The sequence below is a fragment of the Fischerella major NIES-592 genome, from assembly GCF_001904645.1.
Taxonomy (GTDB): Bacteria; Cyanobacteriota; Cyanobacteriia; order Cyanobacteriales; family Nostocaceae; genus Fischerella; species Fischerella thermalis.
This window is the reverse complement of the sequence record NZ_MRCA01000006.1, coordinates 104,443-123,117: the sequence shown is the minus strand read 5'-3', so window position 1 is coordinate 123,117 and position 18,675 is coordinate 104,443. Positions and strand designations below refer to the sequence as shown.

The following is an 18,675-nucleotide window of genomic DNA, read 5'->3' as shown; positions in this document are numbered from 1 at the left end:
CGGGGCTGGAGATGATTTCGGTGGTTAGACGGAGGAGTGAACACACTTGACTTTGAATGTCGTCGAAAAACTATTTGCTGCTGACACGGCGGAAGAAAAAGCGATCGCAGGATAATTGCTTAAACAACAAGCTTGGGCAAATTATCCTGTATTGGGTGTCAAGCATAATAGTCATCAGAATCTAATGATGGCAAATCAGACTCCAAATTTAATATTTTGGAGTCCATAACCTAAACAAAAGGTTAGAAAAGAATATTGTATAAGAAAAATTACTTGACATTAATAGTATCTCAATTAGCACTGAATGTCTGTCAATCAAGAGAGATATCACACCTTCGTAATACTATTAGAGCAACTCCGCTCGCAAGCAGCAACTTACCAAACAGATGCCCAGCAACTGCGACAGCATCTTTTGTCTTTACAAGAATTTTTTCGGCAGCAGATTTTACCTTTAGCAGAGGAAAAAATACGGGAACTATCCTACAAGACAGAGATGAGTAAGCAACTGCGACTGTTGGAAATTGACGTGATGTTTCTTCAAGGTGCGCGACAAGCTGCAACTGCTGTTGATCGACTCAAAACAATTAGCGATCGCCTGACAATTATCATCGAATACTGTCAAACTATTCTGCAATCAGAAGCACCAGAAAAGTGATGTGGTCAATTGTCAATTGTCAATTGTCAATTGTCAAAGTTAGTGGTTGGTGGTTGTTGTAGAGACGTGCCATGGCACGTCTCTACATTGGTTAGTGGTTGCTGGCTGCTGGTTGGGTGTTAAGTATTCCTCTTGTCCTCCTTCTCCTCCTTCTCCCTCTTCCCTTGTACCTGATCCCCGATCCTTGCTCCCCTCTACACCAGCTAAAACATCGCGTTGATTAATCAGGTAAATACTAATTAAAGTCAAACCAACTCCTATCCACTGTAATGGACTGAGGACTTCTTGCAGCAATAAATTGCCGAATAATAAGGCAAATACAGGCGTGAGAAAAGTCAGAGAACTGAGACTAGTCAGATTACCGCTAGAAGCAAAATAGAAAAACAAGGCATAGGAAATTGCGCTGCCAAATACCGTAGCATACCCCAAAGCTGCCCAGTCAGATGGTACGAGATTCTGCCATTGTTGAGATTCGACAACCGATGAAATCCCCCACAGGGGTAAACCACCTATAACCATATGCCATCCTGTAGCTGTAACGGGATCAGCATGACGGCTAACAAAGCGGATCATCACCGTTCCCACTGCCATACTCAATGCTGCCAATAGCATTAACCATTCGCCACTAGTAAACAGAGAATTTAGGAACGGGAGAGTGGGAGAAAGCAAAATTTCAGGAGTGTTGTGAGACAAAAGACCTAAAATCAACTCATCCGGTAAGCCAATTAAACTGATCCCCGTGACACCCAACAAAAGCCCTAACCATCCCCACAAACCAATTCTTTCTTGAAACAACCAAGAAGACATCAAAGCCACCGCCAAAGGTTGGGAGTCAATCATCACTGATCCCAAGCCAGCACCAGTTCTCACTAACCCCTCAGCCAAAAAGCCTTGAAATAATGCCCCATCTACCAAAGCAAATAAAGCAATCCACAGCCAAGCATTCCAACTCTTAGGCTGGGGTCTACCCATGAAAGCAGCTGCAATTAAAATCAGCACTCCTGCTGGGATTATCCGCACCCCCGCCATAAAGAATGGTGTGGTGTGGGAAATTACTCCTTTCATCGCCACCATCGCTGTACCCCAGAGAAAAAAGGGTGCGATTAGAATTAGGGGAGTTAAGGAAAGCCGAGATGCACTGAATTTCAGCTGCATGAGATTGCTGACGCCTTTGTTTTACAACTGCATAAATTGCTTTACTTAATTTTACCGAATTATGTCTTTTTGTGAAGGAAAGAATACTTACTGACCGAAGAAAGGCACAGAGGGCTATAGACAATTATTCTTTCCTTTGCCAAAATGGTCACTGGATCAAACCTGCTTGAGTGCGATCGCGGACTCAGGCTTGGGCTTTGGGACTATTAGGAATAGTCACGGTTGCTCTTTCTATATATTTATTTTTTGTGATGGCTATATATTTATTCTTTCCCGTCCAGAATAAACATTGAACTTTTGTTCGCGCAGAAATCCGATTAAAGTGATGCCAAACTCCTTAGCTACAGAAACCGCTAAACTACTAGGAGCAGAAACAGCACAAATAATTGGAATTCCAGCAACTATACACTTTTGTAAAATCTCAAAGCTAGAGCGTCCACTGACCATCACAATGTGATTATGCAAAGGTAAGCGATCGCTTAATAAAGCTGAACCGATGAGTTTATCCAAGGCATTGTGACGTCCTACATCCTCTCTTACTGTTAACAACTGCCCTTGAGCATCAAATAAAGCAGCAGCGTGTAGACCTCCTGTAGCTTTAAATATACCTTGAGCTGCTTTGAGTTGCTCTGGCAGACTGTAGAGAATTTCTGGTGTCACTTGTGGTTCTGGGGGTATTGGCGTCACACCCGGCAAACGTAAATTTTCCAGACTAGCTTTACCGCACACTCCACAGGCGCTGGAGGTGTAGAAGTGACGTTCCAAAGGCTGTAAATTAGGATGCAAGTCTTCTCGTAGTTCTACATTGGCAATATTGAAGCGTTGTTCGCCATCTATTTCTGTATCTACGCAATAACTCAGACGTTGGATATCTTGGCGGTTGCTAATTACTCCTTCTGTATACAGAAAACCAGCAGCCAGTTCAAAATCTGCTCCTGGAGTTCGCATGGTGATAGCAATTGTACGGCGTGGAGATAGCAGACGAATTTCTAAAGGTTCTTCTGTGGTGATATAGTCAGAGCGCGATCGCATTTTGCCATTTTCCACCACCCAAACTCTAGCTTGAGTTTTACTGCCTTTAGGTTCGCTCATAAGATTGTAGTAGTTATTTCCCTACTCTTTATACTTTTCATTTTTTACCACCAAGGCACAAAGACACTAAGAATTTTCGTCTATTAGCCAAAGATTAGGTAGGAGAAGAATGTGAAAACGACTATCTTGAGTTTTATTAGCTGTTTAGTATTATTGACTCCAAGGGTAGCTCATGCTCAATTAGTACCACAACCTTGGGTATCTGTTGGTAGCAAAGATGGTGATGTGACTTACTCTGTGGGTGCAAGGGCTTTGAATTGGGGTGCTGAATTGGGAATTGGCCCCGACATTGCTACAGGGGTAGATGTATTAAAATTTCTCAGCTTACCAGTAGTTTCACCATATGTAGGCTTAGGATACTATTCAGAAGATAAAGGACTTGCAGTTTCAGGCGGGGTTCAGGTGGGCGCTGGTGATAATCTATTCTTGGGTGCAGGTTACAACTCTGTGCGCGGCATCAACGGCCAATTGGGAGTAAGATTCTAGGTAATTTTAGAGTTTTAATTTAATAATTTTTTGTTAACCTAAGACCTTGAACAATCAAGGTCTTATCAAGATATACTTTGAGGCAATAATTCATATCATGTCCGCTTAAACAGTTATATTATCCGTCGGGGTCGGTAATTGGTAATGGGTAATTGGTAATTGGTGATCATTGGTTATTTTTTTCACTATGCTCAATGCCCAAGCTTTATATTGTAAGCAATTAATCGGACATCATATCAGTTCAAGTTGTTAAGGAAATTGAGGTATCCACTGTATTTATTTGTGGCTGTAGAAATAAATGTTTGGACTATAATCACTCCATCATCTAAGTTACTTAACATTTTTTTGGTTTGAATGGGTGTAGTATAACTATTATATGGAAGTGGTGAAGTTCAGTCGGTTTCCATAGTTATGCTGCGGATTAAAGGCTTTCTTTGCTATTTTTAATTCCGGTGTTGAGGAGGGAAGCAAATCACACTATCCGCATTTTGATTTTTATGATATCTGATACTTTTTACCGAATTATCGCTAAATTTTTCTGGTAATCAACACTCAGCTTTGTGATAGCAGAGTCTACGATGGATTATTGCTCCTAGACTCATTTTTCTGCAAATTTGGATGTAATAAAGTAGTAAAATCGCCATATATGGTAATTTGCCGGATGGCAGTCATACCTGATTGAATGAGGCTATAGCGTTGATGATACTGAAAGTTTTTAAGTTTATTTAGCAGGCATCTTGTGTATGGAGCAAGGCTTAAAGTTACTACTTCAATTAGTGCTAGAATTTGCGCCTGTAATTGCAACTTTAGTGCAAAAAAGTAATGATGCACGTCCTAATGAAACTAAGAACGATTATCCCGCCCAAATTCAAGAAATTATCCAAACTGTCAGCAGTGCTAGTGAGAAACTTAGCTATTTGGGAAGATATGATGAACAACAAAAGCTAGAGGAACAGCAGCTAGCAGTTTACTACCATCAGACGCAGTTACAAATTGCAACTCAAGAACAGGAAACAGCACTAAAGATTCCAGAGGTTAATAAACTATTTGATAGTTGGCCTTTACGGTTGTATCCTTCGCAGATTCTAGAGTCTAATACTAATTATGAACGCCGACCTCTAAAAATTTTCCTAGCACCTCCAAAAGTGGGTTTTGATCAGTTTGATTTGCGACAAGAGGAATTCGCTGCTGACATCGAGTTAATGTTGGCGGAAGGATTACGAGATTTTCTCAGTGAATATTATTCCTTACAAGATCCAATTAGACCAACAGAGTTTTTAGCAGGAGCATGGGATAGTAAGCGTTTTCACAGTGAATCTAGTATTAAGGCTCTGTTTGGAATGTTGAAAACAGAGCCAATTTTGATTTTAGAGTCGGAAGCAGATGGAGATTACCTCAATTTTCGGATTGGTTATTGGGGGCTGGGGCAAGAGCGTTATTACTATAAAACTATTTCTCGGATATCTTACAGAGAAATTGTGGAACAGTCGGCAAAAAACCGCGCCTATGAGTGGAGAAGTATACGAGATGAATTAATAGCACTAGGAGAAAATGTAGAGGAAATTAATTACTTAGGTAAAGAAAATGCCAGTAATTTAGCAATTTTGGAGAAAGAAGAAAAATGGAGAGCGAAGGGAGTAGATGTTAGTAAATTATCCCTACGATATCAAATCAATCGTCAAGATTTGGAGCAACTTTGCCAAGTTTTAATTACCTGTCACTGTCTAGTTGCTGGTTGGATAGCTGATATTTATCACCTGGTTCATCACGATGTCTCACCTCTGCTGCCAGATTTGCTGCCGAGTTTGCTCAACAGTCCCATTGACTTGCAATCACTGCAAGCGATCGCCTCAGGATACAAACAAGTCTACCAAGCTTTAGAAGAAAAACATCGTTATTGGATTCCTGAATTAGCTCTGCAATTAGCCCAGAGTCTATCACATCTGAGCGATCGCTCTTTAGCAGACGAACAATTGCAATACTCTATTGACACATGGTTACAATTGCACGAAGTACCACAAGTGCAAACTCATAATCTATTTGCGGCGATGCGTACCGCCGCAACAATAGCAGATACACCATATTTGCAAAAGCTTAGAGAATATTTTTCAGCAGTTGGCGATAGTCAGAGTATCAACAATATAGAAGAAATTTTATATGCGATCGCCAACTCCAAACACACATACAAACTGGGAAATGCTTCTGTTAGTCACACCTTCAGCGGACATACAGGCAAAATTTCATCTGTCGCCATCACTCCAGACGGACAGATTTTAGTCAGTGGGAGTACAGACAAAACCATTAAAGTCTGGAATTTAAACACAGGTAAAGTGATTCGCACCCTTAAAGATGATTTGGGAGAAGTTTCATCGGTTGCTGTTAGTTCAGATGGGAATTTTCTTGCTGTTGGCAGTTGCGAACATCCTAGAAGTAATGTCAAAGTTTGGCATCTATCCACTGGAAAACTACTGCACAAACTTTTGGGACACCAAAAACCCGTGAATTTCGTAGTGATTAGTCCTGATGGAGAAATTCTGGCTAGCGGTAGTAACAAAATCAAGATTTGGAACCTACAAAAAGGCGATCGCATTTGTACTCTGTGGCATTCCTCTGCTGTTCATGGTGCCGCCATCAGTCCTGATGGTAAAATCCTAGCCAGTGCCAGCAGCGATCAAAAAATTCGCTTATGGAACCCGCGCACAGGCGAACCACTACGCACTCTCAACGGACATGGAGGTGAAGTATACTCAGTTGCCATTAGTCCAGATGGACAACTTTTATTTAGCGGTAGTGCTGACAAAACCATCAAAATTTGGGAACTTGAAAGCGGGAAGATGCTGCATACCTTCACTGGTCATGCAGATGAAGTAAAATCAGTCGCTGTTAGTCCAGATGGACAACTTCTTTTTAGTGGTAGTGCTGATAAAACCATCAAAATTTGGTGTTTGTATACCAGAGAACTTCTACGCACTCTCAACGGACATACCGCAGCAGTAAATACTATTGCTGTTAGCCCTGATAGTCAGTTGATCGTCAGTGGCAGTTCAGATAAAACTATTAAAATTTGGCAGATAAGTTAGTCAATGGTCAATGGTCAATTGTCAATTGTCAGTTGTTAGTTGTTAGTGGTTTTGGTTATTTTCAATACCCACTCCCCATCTCCCCACAGCCCCTAATCCCCAGAGGGAATCCCGAATTTCCCACCTCTGCTCTCAAGCGGCTAGTATTATATTGCGGCAGTGTAGCCAAAATAGAGGAGTGAGTAATGAGTCGTCAGTTATTGGTAACTGGTGGTGCAGGATTTATTGGGTCAAATTTTGTGCATCACTGGTGTCAAAATTATCCTCATGACCGGGTAGTAGTTTTAGATGCCTTGACTTATGCGGGAAATATTGCCAACTTAGCAGGATTGGAGAAGCAAGAGAATTTTCGTTTTGTGCAAGGAAATATATGCGATCGCTCATTGGTTGACAAACTACTACAAACCGAGAATATTGATACTATTGCCCACTTTGCCGCAGAATCTCATGTTGATCGGTCGATTTTGGGGCCTGGTGCTTTTGTAGAAACTAATGTAGTGGGTACATACACTCTGTTAGAGGCTTTTCGTCAACATTGGCAAGCAAATTCTCAACCTACAAATTATCGATTTCTACACGTTTCCACTGATGAAGTTTACGGTAGTCTAAACCCCGATGATCCCCCTTTTAGTGAAACTACTCCCTATGCTCCCAATAGTCCCTATTCGGCATCAAAAGCAGGTAGCGATCACCTAGTTCGTGCTTATTACTATACTTATGGACTACCAACAATTATCACCAATTGCTCTAATAATTACGGCCCCTATCAGTTTCCCGAAAAACTCATTCCCCTGATGTGTATTAATACATTGATGGGCAAGGAATTACCAGTATATGGTGATGGTAAAAATGTCCGAGATTGGCTGTATGTAGGCGATCATTGTAGTGCTTTAGATGTAGTAATTCATCGTGGTATACCAGGCGAAACTTACAATATCGGCGGTAACAATGAAGTAGAAAATATCAATTTAGTGCAAATGTTATGTCAACTCATGGATGAATTAGCACCGAATTTACCAGTACGTCCAGCAGCGAACTTAATTACTTTTGTTAAAGATAGACTCGGACACGATCGCAGATACGCCATTGATGCCACCAAGATTAAAACTCAGTTAGGTTGGATACCTTCAGTGACTGTTGCAGAAGGTTTGCGTCTAACAGTTGCATGGTATCTTACCCATGAGAACTGGTGGAAACCTCTGCTATCGGAGGAATATCAGGCATATTACAACAAGGTTTATGCGTAAGTCATAATCTGTCCTGAAAATAGGGATCGGGGAGCAGGGAGCGGGCGAAGAGCGGGGAAGAGGTTTTCATCACCTCATTGTGGGATAAATAGCCCGTGGCGGTCTAGCTTGAAAATGGGTGTTGGGGTGTAGGAGGAGTGTGACCAGACGTAGCATTGCTAGGTCTCTACAAAATGTAGACAAACACAATTCATGACCAAATTCAGCAACGCCAAAAAACTAGCCCTATTTTGGTTCAGCAATTTGTCACAATGGATGGCTGCGATCGCATTTCTCACATCTTTTTTGTGATGAAGGCAGAGGACAGAGGAGGCGCGGGTTCGCCCACAGGTGGCGAACAAGGAGCGCCGTGGCAGAAGGGGTAAGAATTTTCATGCTCACAATGAGGGGATGAAAACCTCTTGATCAATCCCCAATGCCCGTTGCCCCTAATCCCCACCAGGGGCCCCACCTTCCCCGATCCCTATTTTTAAGATAGATGTAGTTTGAGCGATCACCTTAATTATAATTATTACCTATCTAAGCTTTACAAAACTATTGGCAAAATGTGAAAAGTCTGGTGATGAATGCATCCTTGTCCTGAACATATTTTGCTTGTCAGTTTTGTGTCTTCTGGATTCTTGAACTTTGGGAGTTGCCATTTGTAAAATTTTCTCCAACAACCAAGGAGCAAAACGTTGACACCAAACTGCTAAATGGCTTTGCCATCCAACTAAAATTTCTGATGAGTCTTTTTGTAATCCACATACAAATGCTTGAGCTACTTGTTCGGGAGTCATTGGTATCACCCAGCGAAATAACTGTAAGTCGCGTACCATATCGGTATCTGTCAGAGCTGGTAATAATGCTATGACTTTGATGTTGTATGGAGCAAGTTCGCGGCGTAAAGCTTGCGTAAACCCTAAAAGTGCAAATTTAGTAGCCGAGTAAGTCGCCATAGTCGGTGCAGCCACTTTCCCCATGAGGCTAGAGACATTCACTATTGTTCCTTCGCTGCGGCTTGCCATGCGTCGAGCCATCATATGAGTTAGGGTATAAGTCCCTAATAAATTGAGAGAAAGTTCCTCTTGAACTTGGGGTAGTTTAGATTGCAAGAAGGAGTTTTGGTAGGCTACACCTGCACAATTTACCAGCAAGTGAATCGGGCCATAACTACGCCAAAGTTGAGCAACAGCAACATTTACAAAGATTGGTTTAGTTAAATCTAATGCCAAAATTGTAGTTTGTGCGCCCATTGCCTCGATTTCTTTAGCTACTTCTGCCAACTTGTGGCGATCGCGTGCCACTAGGATCAAGCGTTTCATACCTTGTTGCGCTAGTTTTAAAGCTATGGCACGTCCAATACCACGGGAAGCCCCGGTAATCAGAGCTACCTTGCCTTGAATATTCATGGATTTTAACCTCCAAATTCTAGTCTTACCCCACCTTTGCTATACAATCACCATCACGACTTTTAGGAATCACGGTATCAGGTAAGACAAATGAACTATCGAATTTCACTCAAAATCCAAAGCCGAAAATTAACACTTTACGCGATCGGCAGAATGGATCTGGCCCATAGTTTACTCCTGTAATTTTTACTAGGATTACTAGTCTTGTTGCCAATACACACTTTAGCAATTACTTCAAGTAGTGGCAATATTTTTTAATAAGAATTTCTGAATAGTTATTAACAACAAACAAAATATCCAGCAACTATATCAGGACTTAGGCATGGGTAACGAAAAAACAAACCACAGAGGACACAGAGAAATAAGAGTTTGAGAGGTTTTTTGCGTAAGTACAATAAACGAGGAAAAAGCCTAATATGAGCAATTTTTTGGTGATTAATATCTAGAAGTGAATGTTTATACCACTTATAAGTAATTCTTAATACTTGTTGATTAGTATCATATTTTTCTAACAATCAACCCAAAGTTACCATCTTCCAACACAAATGCTTCGCCCCGCTACGAATTTACGTAAAACAATGTAGAGATATGCCATGGCACGTCTCTACACATCATCAAATCTCACTAAAAATTCTTAACTGAACCGTATTGCCATGTAACTAAGATTCAACTAATCCCACAGGACAAGCAACATTTGTCCCTCCTAAACCGCAATAACCACCAGGGTTTTTGGCCAGGTATTGTTGATGGTAGTCTTCGGCGTAATAAAATTCCGGCGCATTAAGGATTTCTGTAGTGATCTTGCCGTAACCTGCTTTATTGAGAGCTTCTTGATATGTATCCCGCGAAGCTTCAGCTAGTTTTTTTTGTTCTTCAGAATATACGTAAATTCCGGAACGATACTGTGTACCAACATCATTACCCTGACGCATTCCTTGGGTGGGATCATGATTTTCCCAAAAGACTTTGAGTAAATCGGTGTAACTAATCACTTTGGGATCATACACAACTAACACTACTTCGTTGTGACCAGTCATACCGGTACAAACTTCTCTATAGGTGGGGTTAGGAGTGATGCCAGCAGCGTAACCAACAGCAGTAGTATAAACACCTGACAGTTCCCAGAACTTGCGTTCTGCACCCCAAAAACATCCCATACCAAAAATAGCCATTTCCGTCCCTTCTGGAAACGGAGGCTGGATTGGATTACCTAGCACATAATGACGGTTAGTAACTGGCATAGATTCTGCTCGTCCTGGCAAAGCTTCCTCAGGACTAGGCAGGGTTAATTTTTTACCAAATCCAAATAGCACCATTGACTTTTACTCTCGCATATGAGAATTATTTTTACTTTACTTAACATTCTACCCACTAACCACTAACTTGTTTTTGCTGAATTTCTACAGATTCAGAGAAGAAATTATCAATATTATTCAGCACGGGTATCAATAGCATTAACATGACGGCAGAAAACATATCGCCGCCCCAACTGTCATGTAACCAATGGAACGCTCCTTCATTACCCGTACCATGAAAGTAGGTTAATAAAGTATTACGAATGATATTGCCGCTGATGCTAATCAACATTGCAATCAATAAAAATGAAATGGTCTTGCGTCGAGATGATAATTTACCAGTCCAATAAAGTAGCATCAAGCCGACATAGAGAGTAGTAAATAACATTTTTAAGCCTGCACAGTAGGGAGCTACTTCTACAATTCTTCCTCCTACATATATATTGATCTCATCGACGATGACTGTCATGCCAAACTGATTTAAGATAAAGCCTGCTGTGCCAGCAATGAAACTCTGCAAAGGAAAGGTGTAGGGTGCTATTAAATACGGAAGTAGTGTTGGTGTTGCCAGAAAAACTAACAGCAAGGAAAACTTTTGTAATTTTAAGCCAGGGATGCCTTTGAACCATAAGCACAATCCTGCAAGTATGGCGGGGAAGGAAAGATTAACCCATTCGCTGACCCCACTTAGATAAAAAATTCCTCCTATTAATAAGAGGACAGCACCAAAGGGATGTTGACGGTCTGGTAGTCTTTGCCAAATTTTCCGCTTTAGCCAAGCTGTATATGCAGCAAAAGGTAAACCAATAATACCGTGACTAAAATATTCGTGTTCTGTGCTGATATTTTTATGTAACCAACCATCGAGCCAATGGAGTAAAAGAGGGGCATAAAGCAGCCCTAAAATAGCTAGAATTACTAAGCTAAGAAACTTTGGTGAAATTATATTTTGAAATGAACGTTGATTAAGCATAGATTTTGGTCATTGCTCATTAGTCAATGGTCAATTGTTAATTGTTAGTCGTTAGTTGTTTGTTGTTTGTTTTCTTCCTTGTCTGGTTTGTCCCCCAAGTCGTCCCCCTTCCCTTGTCTCCCCATCTTCCCTTTAAGCAAACAAAAGGCTTTCAGTGGGAGAGTTAACTTTTAGAATATGAGCGATCGCATCTGTAACTTTCTGAATTTGGCTGTGGCTTAAACCTGGATACATGGGTAAGGACAAGATTTGGTTTGCTAGCATTTCTGCATGAGGAAAATCACCCTTTTGATAGCCCAAATCTGAAAATCCTGGTTGCAGATGGCAAGGAATTGGGTAATGAATTCCTGTTTGAATTCCCATAGCTGTAAGTTCTTCTTGAATGACAGAACGATTTACAGGGCAAGATTCACAAATTCTGATCACATACAGGTGGTATACATGCCCTTCAGAACTGTAGTTTTGGATGGGGATAATACCTTGTGTTGCTAGGGGTGCTAATTCGTTATCATAATGTTGGGCAACGGTAAGGCGATCGCGATTCCAGTTTTGGAGATATGGTAATTTTTGGTGCAGCACCGCAGCTTGGATGGTATCTAAGCGACTGTTGGTTCCTATTTCTGTGTGAAAATACTTGCGAGATGCACCGTAGTTACGCAAACGTACCATTTTTTCAGCTACATCTTGATTTTGCGTTAAGAGTATTCCCCCATCTCCAAATGCTCCTAAATTTTTGCTGGGATAAAAACTAAAAGCTGCTGCTATACCTACTGAACCAGCGCGATATCCTTCCCGTTCGGCTAAATGTGCTTGGGCGGCGTCTTCAAAAATTAGGATTTTGTAGGTATTAGCCAAGTCTAATAGCTGTTTTGGTGATACCATCTGACCATAAAGATGTACGGCAATAAGTGCTTTTGTTTTTGCTGTAATTGCTTTTGCTGCTGCTTCTAAATCAATTAAAGCTGTGTGGGGATCGCAATCTACTAAAATTGGTTTTGCTCCTGTACGCAGCACTCCAATCAACGTTGCCACAAAAGTGTTAGCTGGTAAGATGACTTCATCTCCAGCATGGATATTACAAGCTTGTAAACCGAGAGCGATCGCATCAGTTCCAGATGCAACACCAATTCCGTATTTTGTACCAGAAGCCGTGGCAAAAGCTGCTTCAAAATCTGAAAGTGCTTTTCCTAAAACAAAATCTCCCTGTTCTATTACTGCTTGGATTGCTTGTTGCAACTGATTTTGAATCGGCAGATGTTGTAAATTCAAGTCTACAAAAGGGATTGTTATTGGTATAACCATTTTTCAGTAATATGCAAAAAATTTTTCAAAATAATTGGTGATTGGTAATTGGCATTTTTTTGTTATTCCCCATTACCCATTCCCATTAGTTTTATGTTACCCATGTAGAATTAGATACTAACAAACTTCAAGATCAGAATCAGTAATGCTCAGTATATGGTTCCAAAATACTGAAAAACGTTCTGTACCAGTTAGAAACAAGTAGAACAACAACTTCAGTAATTTTAGAGGTTCAATTTGAGTAAAAAACTGGATTTTAGTGGATATAAAGCACTAAAATCAGTCATTATGTCTGATTTATAACTAGTGTTCTAGCTATGCAAAAAATTTTTGACGAGTGAAAAATTTTACATCTACTTTGTTGATCAGACACAAAATTGGGGAATGCTGAATAATAGCGAATAACCCATAAACAGTGGTTATATAAATTACATTATCTAGAATTATCAAGGTGACAGTGGTAATGGTAGAGTCGGAAAATAAATTGTTGTCTTTAAAGGATGGTTGGGCATCTCCGGAAACGAGAGAACAACAACGTCTCAGGGCATTGTCAGAATTAGGGCTACGACAACCAGAAACGATTCCAGTTTTTGAAGAAGCTACTCAAACTGCTGCTCACTTTTTGGAAGCACCAATTTCCATTTTGGGATTTGTCGATCAAGAGCGCCATTGGTTCAAATCAGCAGTAGGCTTATCTAGATTAGGATTAATGAATCAGTTAGCGCAAAATCGCCAATTACTACGTCAAGAGTCTTTTTGCACCCAGGTCGTAGAAAATTCGCAAATTATAGTTATAAATGATACCAGGAAACTAGGAGATGCAGGCAGTACTGTTGCCAGCAAATTAGTAGAGGATTATGGCATTCGTGCTTATTTGGGAGCGCCACTAATTGATGCTTGTGGAAATTGTTTGGGCGCATTGGCAGTAATGGATTTAGTACCGCGCAACTTTACTAATCGAGATATTGAGTTTTTACAAATCATCGCTCGTTGGAGTATGAGTGAATTTGAACGCAACCGACTCCTGCAAGCAACTTCAGAAATAAAAACAGCGCATAGCGTTTCTGACTGGTCACTCCCAGAGTCTAAAAAGAGTGAAAGCGAAATTAGAATCAGTTCAATTACTTTGCCAACACGTTCGGTTCCTACTAGTCAACTAAAGTTAGAACTGTTGGAACAGTTAACCCAAGAGTTACGCACACCTTTAACATCTGTACTGGGTATGGCTAGTGTTTTGGGACGTGAAATTTATGGGCCTTTGACTACCAAGCAGAGAGAATACTTAGACATTATCCAACACAGTGGTAGATACCTGCTTTCTCTAGTAAATGAAATTTCTGAACTGGGAGCAATGGATGAAACTGAGACAGCTTTGAATCTATCGCCTGTAGATATTGAAATGCTGTGTCAACAAGCAATTAATACTCTTGCAGAGGCTGCTAATCGCCGCGAGCAAGATATTCGCCTATCTCTTGAACCTGGACGCAATCGCATTTGGCTTTTGGATAAAGACAAGGTGCGACAGATGCTCTATCACCTGATTTTCAGTGTGATTCAACTTTCTGCTACAGGTAGTGTTGTGCGAATTCATGTTTCTCACAAGGAAAATACGCTTAACATTACGGTGTGGGTTTCCCATCCTTGGTTAGGAGATGGAATCACCGAGGTTGATCCTTATTTTCGCTTGAGTGCATTACCGTTGCTAGAACTAACAGACGAGAAAACCACTGATTTTAATACTCTTTTAGAAGATCAAGAAGACGCAAGCGGTCTACCATTAGGCTTGGACAAGTCCCAAACTGTGAAAGTTTCGACATCAAGTATCCTCAATACAACTAAGTGTTCTGGTTCTCTCTCGCGGGAAAGTTTGGGTTTACTGCTCAGTTGTCATTTAGCAGAATTGCACGGCGGATATATTTCAATTCAAGGATCACCAGAGGCAGGATTCCGCTATATCCTGAGTTTGCCACTAAATCAAGAAAAAGCAGAAGCTTTGAGCGATGTTTCCTCAACAACTCCTTCTTTTCCATAGGAAACCAATTCAAAATCCAAAATCTAAAATCGGATGTCTGTCTTCAATTAGCATGGACTATGGACTGGAAATTTTTCTATTTTTGAAAAATACCGAACTATCATTAAATCCAAGTTCTACGCTCTGTGCTAGTTGCTTACAGCATCTTATGAATCTAATCTGGCAAAAATTCACATTATCCTATTTCCCACTCAAGGAATATCTGGACTCCAGCCACCTGCATGGTTCTCTAGTAGGGGTGCTGCGCTCTTGGCGGCAAAGCAGTATTTTAATGCAGTGGGGAGATATCATAGCGGCTACTTTAGTCAGCTTGGTGTTAGTGTTAGCACCTTTTACCGCGGCGAATACAACCCTACTTGGGGTTCTGTTAGCTGCTTGTGCAGGATTTTGGCTACTGTTAACTTTGTCTGATGAGATAAGCTCTTCAAATAATTTATTTGCTACGCCAATTCACTTGCTGGTGTTGCTGTATTGGGGAGTCTGTGTAGTTGCTACGGCTTTATCACCAGAAAAAAAGGCAGCTTTAGAAGGATTGATAAATTTTACACTTTATTTAGTGTTTTTTGCCCTCTGTGCCAGGATACTCAAATCGCCCCGGATTCGAGCTTTTTTACTGGTTTTATATTTACATGTGTCCTTAGTTGTCAGTATCTATGGTGTGCGACAGAAGTTTTTTGGTGCGGCACAATTGGCAACTTGGGTTGACCCTGAATCTCCATTGTCTAAAAATACCAGGGTCTATAGTTATTTGGGTAATCCAAATTTACTGGCTGGATATTTGTTACCAGCTGTGATTTTGAGTTTTGTGGCGGTGTTTGCTTGGCGGGGATGGCTGCGTAAAGGTTTGGCTATCACTATGTTGGTTGTCAATCTTGCCTGTTTTCGTTTTGCTGACAGTCGTGGTGGCTTTATTGGTTTGGCGATCGCACTTGTTGCTATTGTGTTGCTATTACGGTATTGGTACGCTGATTACTTACCCCGGTTTTGGCGTATTTGGTTAGTACCCATACTGTTGGGGTGTTTTGTGGCTTTTTTTGCCATCATGTTTGGGGTTTCAGAAACTTTTCGCCTACGCATTACCAGTATTTTTGCAGGCCGTAATGATAGTAGTAATAACTTCCGCATAAATGTTTGGACTGCGGTGTTCAGAATGATCCAAGACTATCCGATTTTTGGTATCGGCCCTGGACACGATGTTTTTAATAAGATTTATCCGCTCTACCAACTACCTCGGTATAATGCTTTGAGCGCTTACTCGGTTCTGTTGGAAGTGACTGTGGAAACAGGAATTGTTGGTTTGGTTAGTTTTGTTTGGCTATTAGTCGTAATATTTAATACAGGTTGGTTACAACTGCAAAGATTCCGACAATTAAATAGCGTAGACGGTTTGTGGTTGATTGGAGCGATCGCTGCTTTAGTAGGTATGCTAGGTCATGGTTTTGTAGACACTGTATGGTATCGCCCAGTAGTCAATAGTATCTGGTGGCTATTGGTTGCTTTAGTTGCTAGCTACTGGACCCCTGTGGTGTCAGACCACAACCGACAAGGAAATTCACTTCATCCACAACTTGGAACAAATTAAAGTTTGTAAAAAAAGCCTTGAGTAGAATATCCCTCAAGGCCTTTCATTTTTTATCATCTTCCTAAAAGTTTAGCTTGTGGCACGGTTTTTGGTTTGGTGTAATTGGATGGTGGATGTAGAATTATTCTCTATAGGTGCTACTACCAACAGCGTTTGGATCGCGATAACGAGTTGGTTCGTCGTTACGCTTCCTACCAGCTAGACCTGCTAAACCTAATAAACCGAGTAATCCTAACCATCCCCAATCAAAACCTCTGTCTTCATAAACTCCGGTAGTTGGTGCATTCGGATTATTATTTGTGGGGTCTGTCGTGGTTTGTGCTTGTGCGGGTATGGTCAAGGGGAGAATTGTCATGCCCAAAGTAAGGACACTAGCGCCAACCATTTTGGTAAGGTTATTTTTCATAATGATGCTTTGCTGATCTGTTGCAAATTTATTCACCACTCTACCGACTTGCGATCGCAACAAAATCAATCCACAGCTGTAAACTAAAAACTTTATATACTCTTGCTTAAGATATATAAAACCCAGGCTTCTCAGAAAAGCTAGGATAGGACTAACATCCAGTTGGGCATATTATATTGGTTTAATGGCCTTTTATAAATAACTAGGCAACTTCAAGGATTTTTTAGTTATTATTTAGACGCAAGTAAAATTTTCAATGAGCGATAAGAGCGACGGTTATAAGGTTATTTGTGACAATCGGCAAGCCCGATATTTGTACGAAATTCTTGAAACCTACGAAGCTGGTATTCAGCTGACGGGGACTGAGGTAAAATCGATTCGTGCAGGTAGGGTAAATCTCCAAGATGGCTATGCTTTGATCCGCAATGGAGAAGCATGGCTGATAAACGTGCATATTTCCCCCTATACTGCCAGTGGACAGTATTTTAATCATGAACCACGTCGTACACGCAAATTACTGCTGCATCGCCAAGAAATTCGCAAGCTAGTTGGTAAGGTGGAGCAGCAGGGATTGACTTTGGTTCCTTTAAAGATGTATCTCAAACGCGGTTGGGTAAAAGTTAGTATAGCCCTTGTCAAAGGTAAAAAGCTGCATGACAAACGAGAGGATATTAAAAAACGTCAAGACCAGCGCGAGATGCAACGGGCAATGAAAAATTATTAAAAAGTCAAGGGTCAAGGGTCAAGTGTCAATTGACCATTGACCAATGACTACCAATTATATTTTTCTTGCTCTGAATCTTGAAATAATCCCAGTATCGGGCCAAGAATCGCTCCAACCACAAAACCACCAGCATGGGCCCAGTAAGCAATACCTCCATTTTCCATGCCAATGTTTGTTGGAGCTTCCAGACTAGCAAGACCGTAGAAAGCTTGTTCCAGAAACCAGAATCCTAGAAAAAAGTATGCTGGTACACGGAAGGTAGGGAAGAAAAATCCCAAGGGGACAACACCAATAACTTCAGCTTGGGGAAAACGGATGATGTATGCTCCCAACACACCAGCGATCGCACCACTTGCTCCTAATGAGGGAATAGCAGAATTTTGTGAAAAGTACCACTGAGCTAATGTTGCGAGAACACCACTAGCTAAATAGAAAAATAAATACTTAACATGGCCTAATTTGTCTTCGACATTGTTACCAAAAATCCACAAAAATAGCATGTTGCCACCAAGGTGTAGCAAACCGCCATGCAAAAATTGAGCAGTAAATAAAGTTACCCACTCTGGCACTGGCTGATTTACAGAAATACCTGCAAAACTAGCTGTGAGTTCTCGCGGGACTACTGCAAATAAGTGAAAGAACCCATTTAAATATTGGGGAGGGAGACTAGATTCATAAAGAAATGCTAGAACGTTAACGGCAATCAGCCCATAAGTCACATAAGGCGTGATTTTTGTTGGATTATTATCTCTAATTGGAACCACAGGCTTTTTTCTTGATTTTTCAAAACTAAACTACACAATACATAATTTGTTTAGTATTTTCTTCTTTCCTCTGGATAGATTTAGCAAGTTGATCCGAAGATTTTTGGAAAACAGGTAAATGTCATCAATGTCTTATAAACAACAGATACTTGTGTGCTACATTCAGATTTACAAGTATGTTTATTTGTCTTAATTTACCTATTGTTTTTTATTCAATTTTTTGATTTGAAATATATTTTATGTAGGTACACCTCTAAAAAATACTTGATGTCTTACTTCCATAATAAATATTTTGTGAAAATTTGTAAACAAAATTACATCTAATGACATATATTATGAAGTGTCTGATTTTTCTAGAGTTACTTTATTTAAACAATAGCTCTCACTGAGGGTAGATAAACTTTGTAATTCAACATTTTGGGGAGTGATTAGTTATTACTCCTGTCATAGTATGAAACATAAGAGTACTATTATTATTTGTATTCAGCGAT

16 protein-coding genes and 1 pseudogene are annotated in these 18,675 nt (G+C 40.5%); 9 read left to right on the top strand and 8 right to left on the bottom strand.

Annotated elements, in window-relative coordinates:
• The first annotated feature begins 304 nt into the window (after positions 1–304).
• Positions 305–655, top strand: coding sequence for a heterocyst frequency control protein PatD (patD, locus tag NIES592_RS13120; protein WP_073555968.1), 351 nt, complete (start codon positions 305–307; stop codon positions 653–655).
• Positions 656–694: 39 nt separating this feature from the next.
• On the opposite strand, the gene NIES592_RS13115 is transcribed toward patD, so the two are convergent.
• Positions 695–1,810 (bottom strand): DMT family transporter, encoded by a 1,116-nt coding sequence (locus NIES592_RS13115; protein WP_073555967.1) that lies wholly within the window; start codon positions 1,808–1,810, stop codon positions 695–697.
• Positions 1,811–1,986: 176 nt separating this feature from the next.
• On the opposite strand from NIES592_RS13115, the pseudogene NIES592_RS24110 reads away from it, so the two are divergent.
• A pseudogene (locus NIES592_RS24110) lies at positions 1,987–2,103 on the top strand (potassium-transporting ATPase subunit F); the annotation flags it as partial.
• Here NIES592_RS24110 and fdhD read toward each other — a convergent pair.
• Complete coding sequence (fdhD, locus tag NIES592_RS13110; RefSeq protein WP_062247318.1) at positions 2,066–2,902, bottom strand: formate dehydrogenase accessory sulfurtransferase FdhD; 837 nt, start codon at positions 2,900–2,902, stop codon at positions 2,066–2,068. The pseudogene NIES592_RS24110 and the gene fdhD sit on opposite strands and share 38 nt — an antisense overlap.
• A gap of 111 nt (positions 2,903–3,013) precedes the next feature.
• Between fdhD and NIES592_RS13105 the strand changes: the two genes are divergently transcribed.
• From NIES592_RS13105 to NIES592_RS25905, 4 genes are all read left to right on the top strand, one after another.
• Positions 3,014–3,388 (top strand): hypothetical protein, encoded by a 375-nt coding sequence (locus tag NIES592_RS13105; RefSeq protein WP_073555966.1) that lies wholly within the window; start codon positions 3,014–3,016, stop codon positions 3,386–3,388.
• Between the two features lie 743 nt (positions 3,389–4,131).
• On the top strand, positions 4,132–6,468 hold the full coding sequence (locus tag NIES592_RS13100; protein ID WP_073555965.1) for a WD40 repeat domain-containing protein: 2,337 nt from the start codon (positions 4,132–4,134) through the stop codon (positions 6,466–6,468).
• A 185-nt stretch (positions 6,469–6,653) separates the two neighbouring features.
• Positions 6,654–7,715, top strand: a complete 1,062-nt coding sequence (gene rfbB / locus NIES592_RS13090) for a dTDP-glucose 4,6-dehydratase (protein WP_073555963.1) — start codon at positions 6,654–6,656, stop codon at positions 7,713–7,715.
• 230 nt (positions 7,716–7,945) lie between these two features.
• Complete coding sequence (locus NIES592_RS25905) at positions 7,946–8,080, top strand: hypothetical protein (protein ID WP_256678131.1); 135 nt, start codon at positions 7,946–7,948, stop codon at positions 8,078–8,080.
• A gap of 150 nt (positions 8,081–8,230) precedes the next feature.
• Here NIES592_RS25905 and NIES592_RS13085 read toward each other — a convergent pair whose 3' ends face one another.
• The 4 genes from NIES592_RS13085 to NIES592_RS13070 form a co-directional block, all read right to left on the bottom strand.
• Entirely contained in the window at positions 8,231–9,106 is an 876-nt protein-coding gene (locus tag NIES592_RS13085; protein ID WP_062247327.1) for an SDR family NAD(P)-dependent oxidoreductase, read from the bottom strand.
• Between the two features lie 659 nt (positions 9,107–9,765).
• Positions 9,766–10,422: a peptide-methionine (S)-S-oxide reductase MsrA gene (msrA, locus tag NIES592_RS13080; RefSeq protein ID WP_016871679.1), complete on the bottom strand. Its 657-nt coding sequence runs from the start codon at positions 10,420–10,422 to the stop codon at positions 9,766–9,768.
• A 55-nt stretch (positions 10,423–10,477) separates the two neighbouring features.
• Complete coding sequence (gene crtB, locus NIES592_RS13075; protein WP_009454596.1) at positions 10,478–11,374, bottom strand: cyanoexosortase B; 897 nt, start codon at positions 11,372–11,374, stop codon at positions 10,478–10,480.
• A 132-nt stretch (positions 11,375–11,506) separates the two neighbouring features.
• A complete protein-coding gene (locus NIES592_RS13070; RefSeq protein WP_073555962.1) occupies positions 11,507–12,676 on the bottom strand; it encodes a DegT/DnrJ/EryC1/StrS family aminotransferase in 1,170 nt (389 codons plus the stop codon).
• Between the two features lie 463 nt (positions 12,677–13,139).
• Between NIES592_RS13070 and NIES592_RS13065 the strand changes: the two genes are divergently transcribed.
• Together NIES592_RS13065 and NIES592_RS13060 are read left to right on the top strand one after the other, a co-directional pair.
• Positions 13,140–14,708: a GAF domain-containing sensor histidine kinase gene (locus tag NIES592_RS13065; RefSeq protein ID WP_073555961.1), complete on the top strand. Its 1,569-nt coding sequence runs from the start codon at positions 13,140–13,142 to the stop codon at positions 14,706–14,708.
• 148 nt (positions 14,709–14,856) lie between these two features.
• A complete protein-coding gene (locus NIES592_RS13060) occupies positions 14,857–16,290 on the top strand; it encodes an IctB family putative bicarbonate transporter (RefSeq protein WP_073556062.1) in 1,434 nt (477 codons plus the stop codon).
• 121 nt (positions 16,291–16,411) lie between these two features.
• Here NIES592_RS13060 and NIES592_RS13055 read toward each other — a convergent pair whose 3' ends face one another.
• The gene (locus NIES592_RS13055) at positions 16,412–16,696 is read right to left on the bottom strand and encodes a WGxxGxxG family protein (protein WP_062250627.1); all 285 of its coding nucleotides are present in this window, start codon (positions 16,694–16,696) and stop codon (positions 16,412–16,414) included.
• A 256-nt stretch (positions 16,697–16,952) separates the two neighbouring features.
• Between NIES592_RS13055 and smpB the strand changes: the two genes are divergently transcribed.
• Entirely contained in the window at positions 16,953–17,420 is a 468-nt protein-coding gene (smpB, locus tag NIES592_RS13050) for an SsrA-binding protein SmpB (RefSeq protein WP_009454587.1), read from the top strand.
• A gap of 47 nt (positions 17,421–17,467) precedes the next feature.
• On the opposite strand, the gene NIES592_RS13045 is transcribed toward smpB, so the two are convergent.
• Complete coding sequence (locus NIES592_RS13045) at positions 17,468–18,184, bottom strand: rhomboid family intramembrane serine protease (protein WP_062247335.1); 717 nt, start codon at positions 18,182–18,184, stop codon at positions 17,468–17,470.
• Between the last annotated feature and the right edge of the window lie 491 nt (positions 18,185–18,675).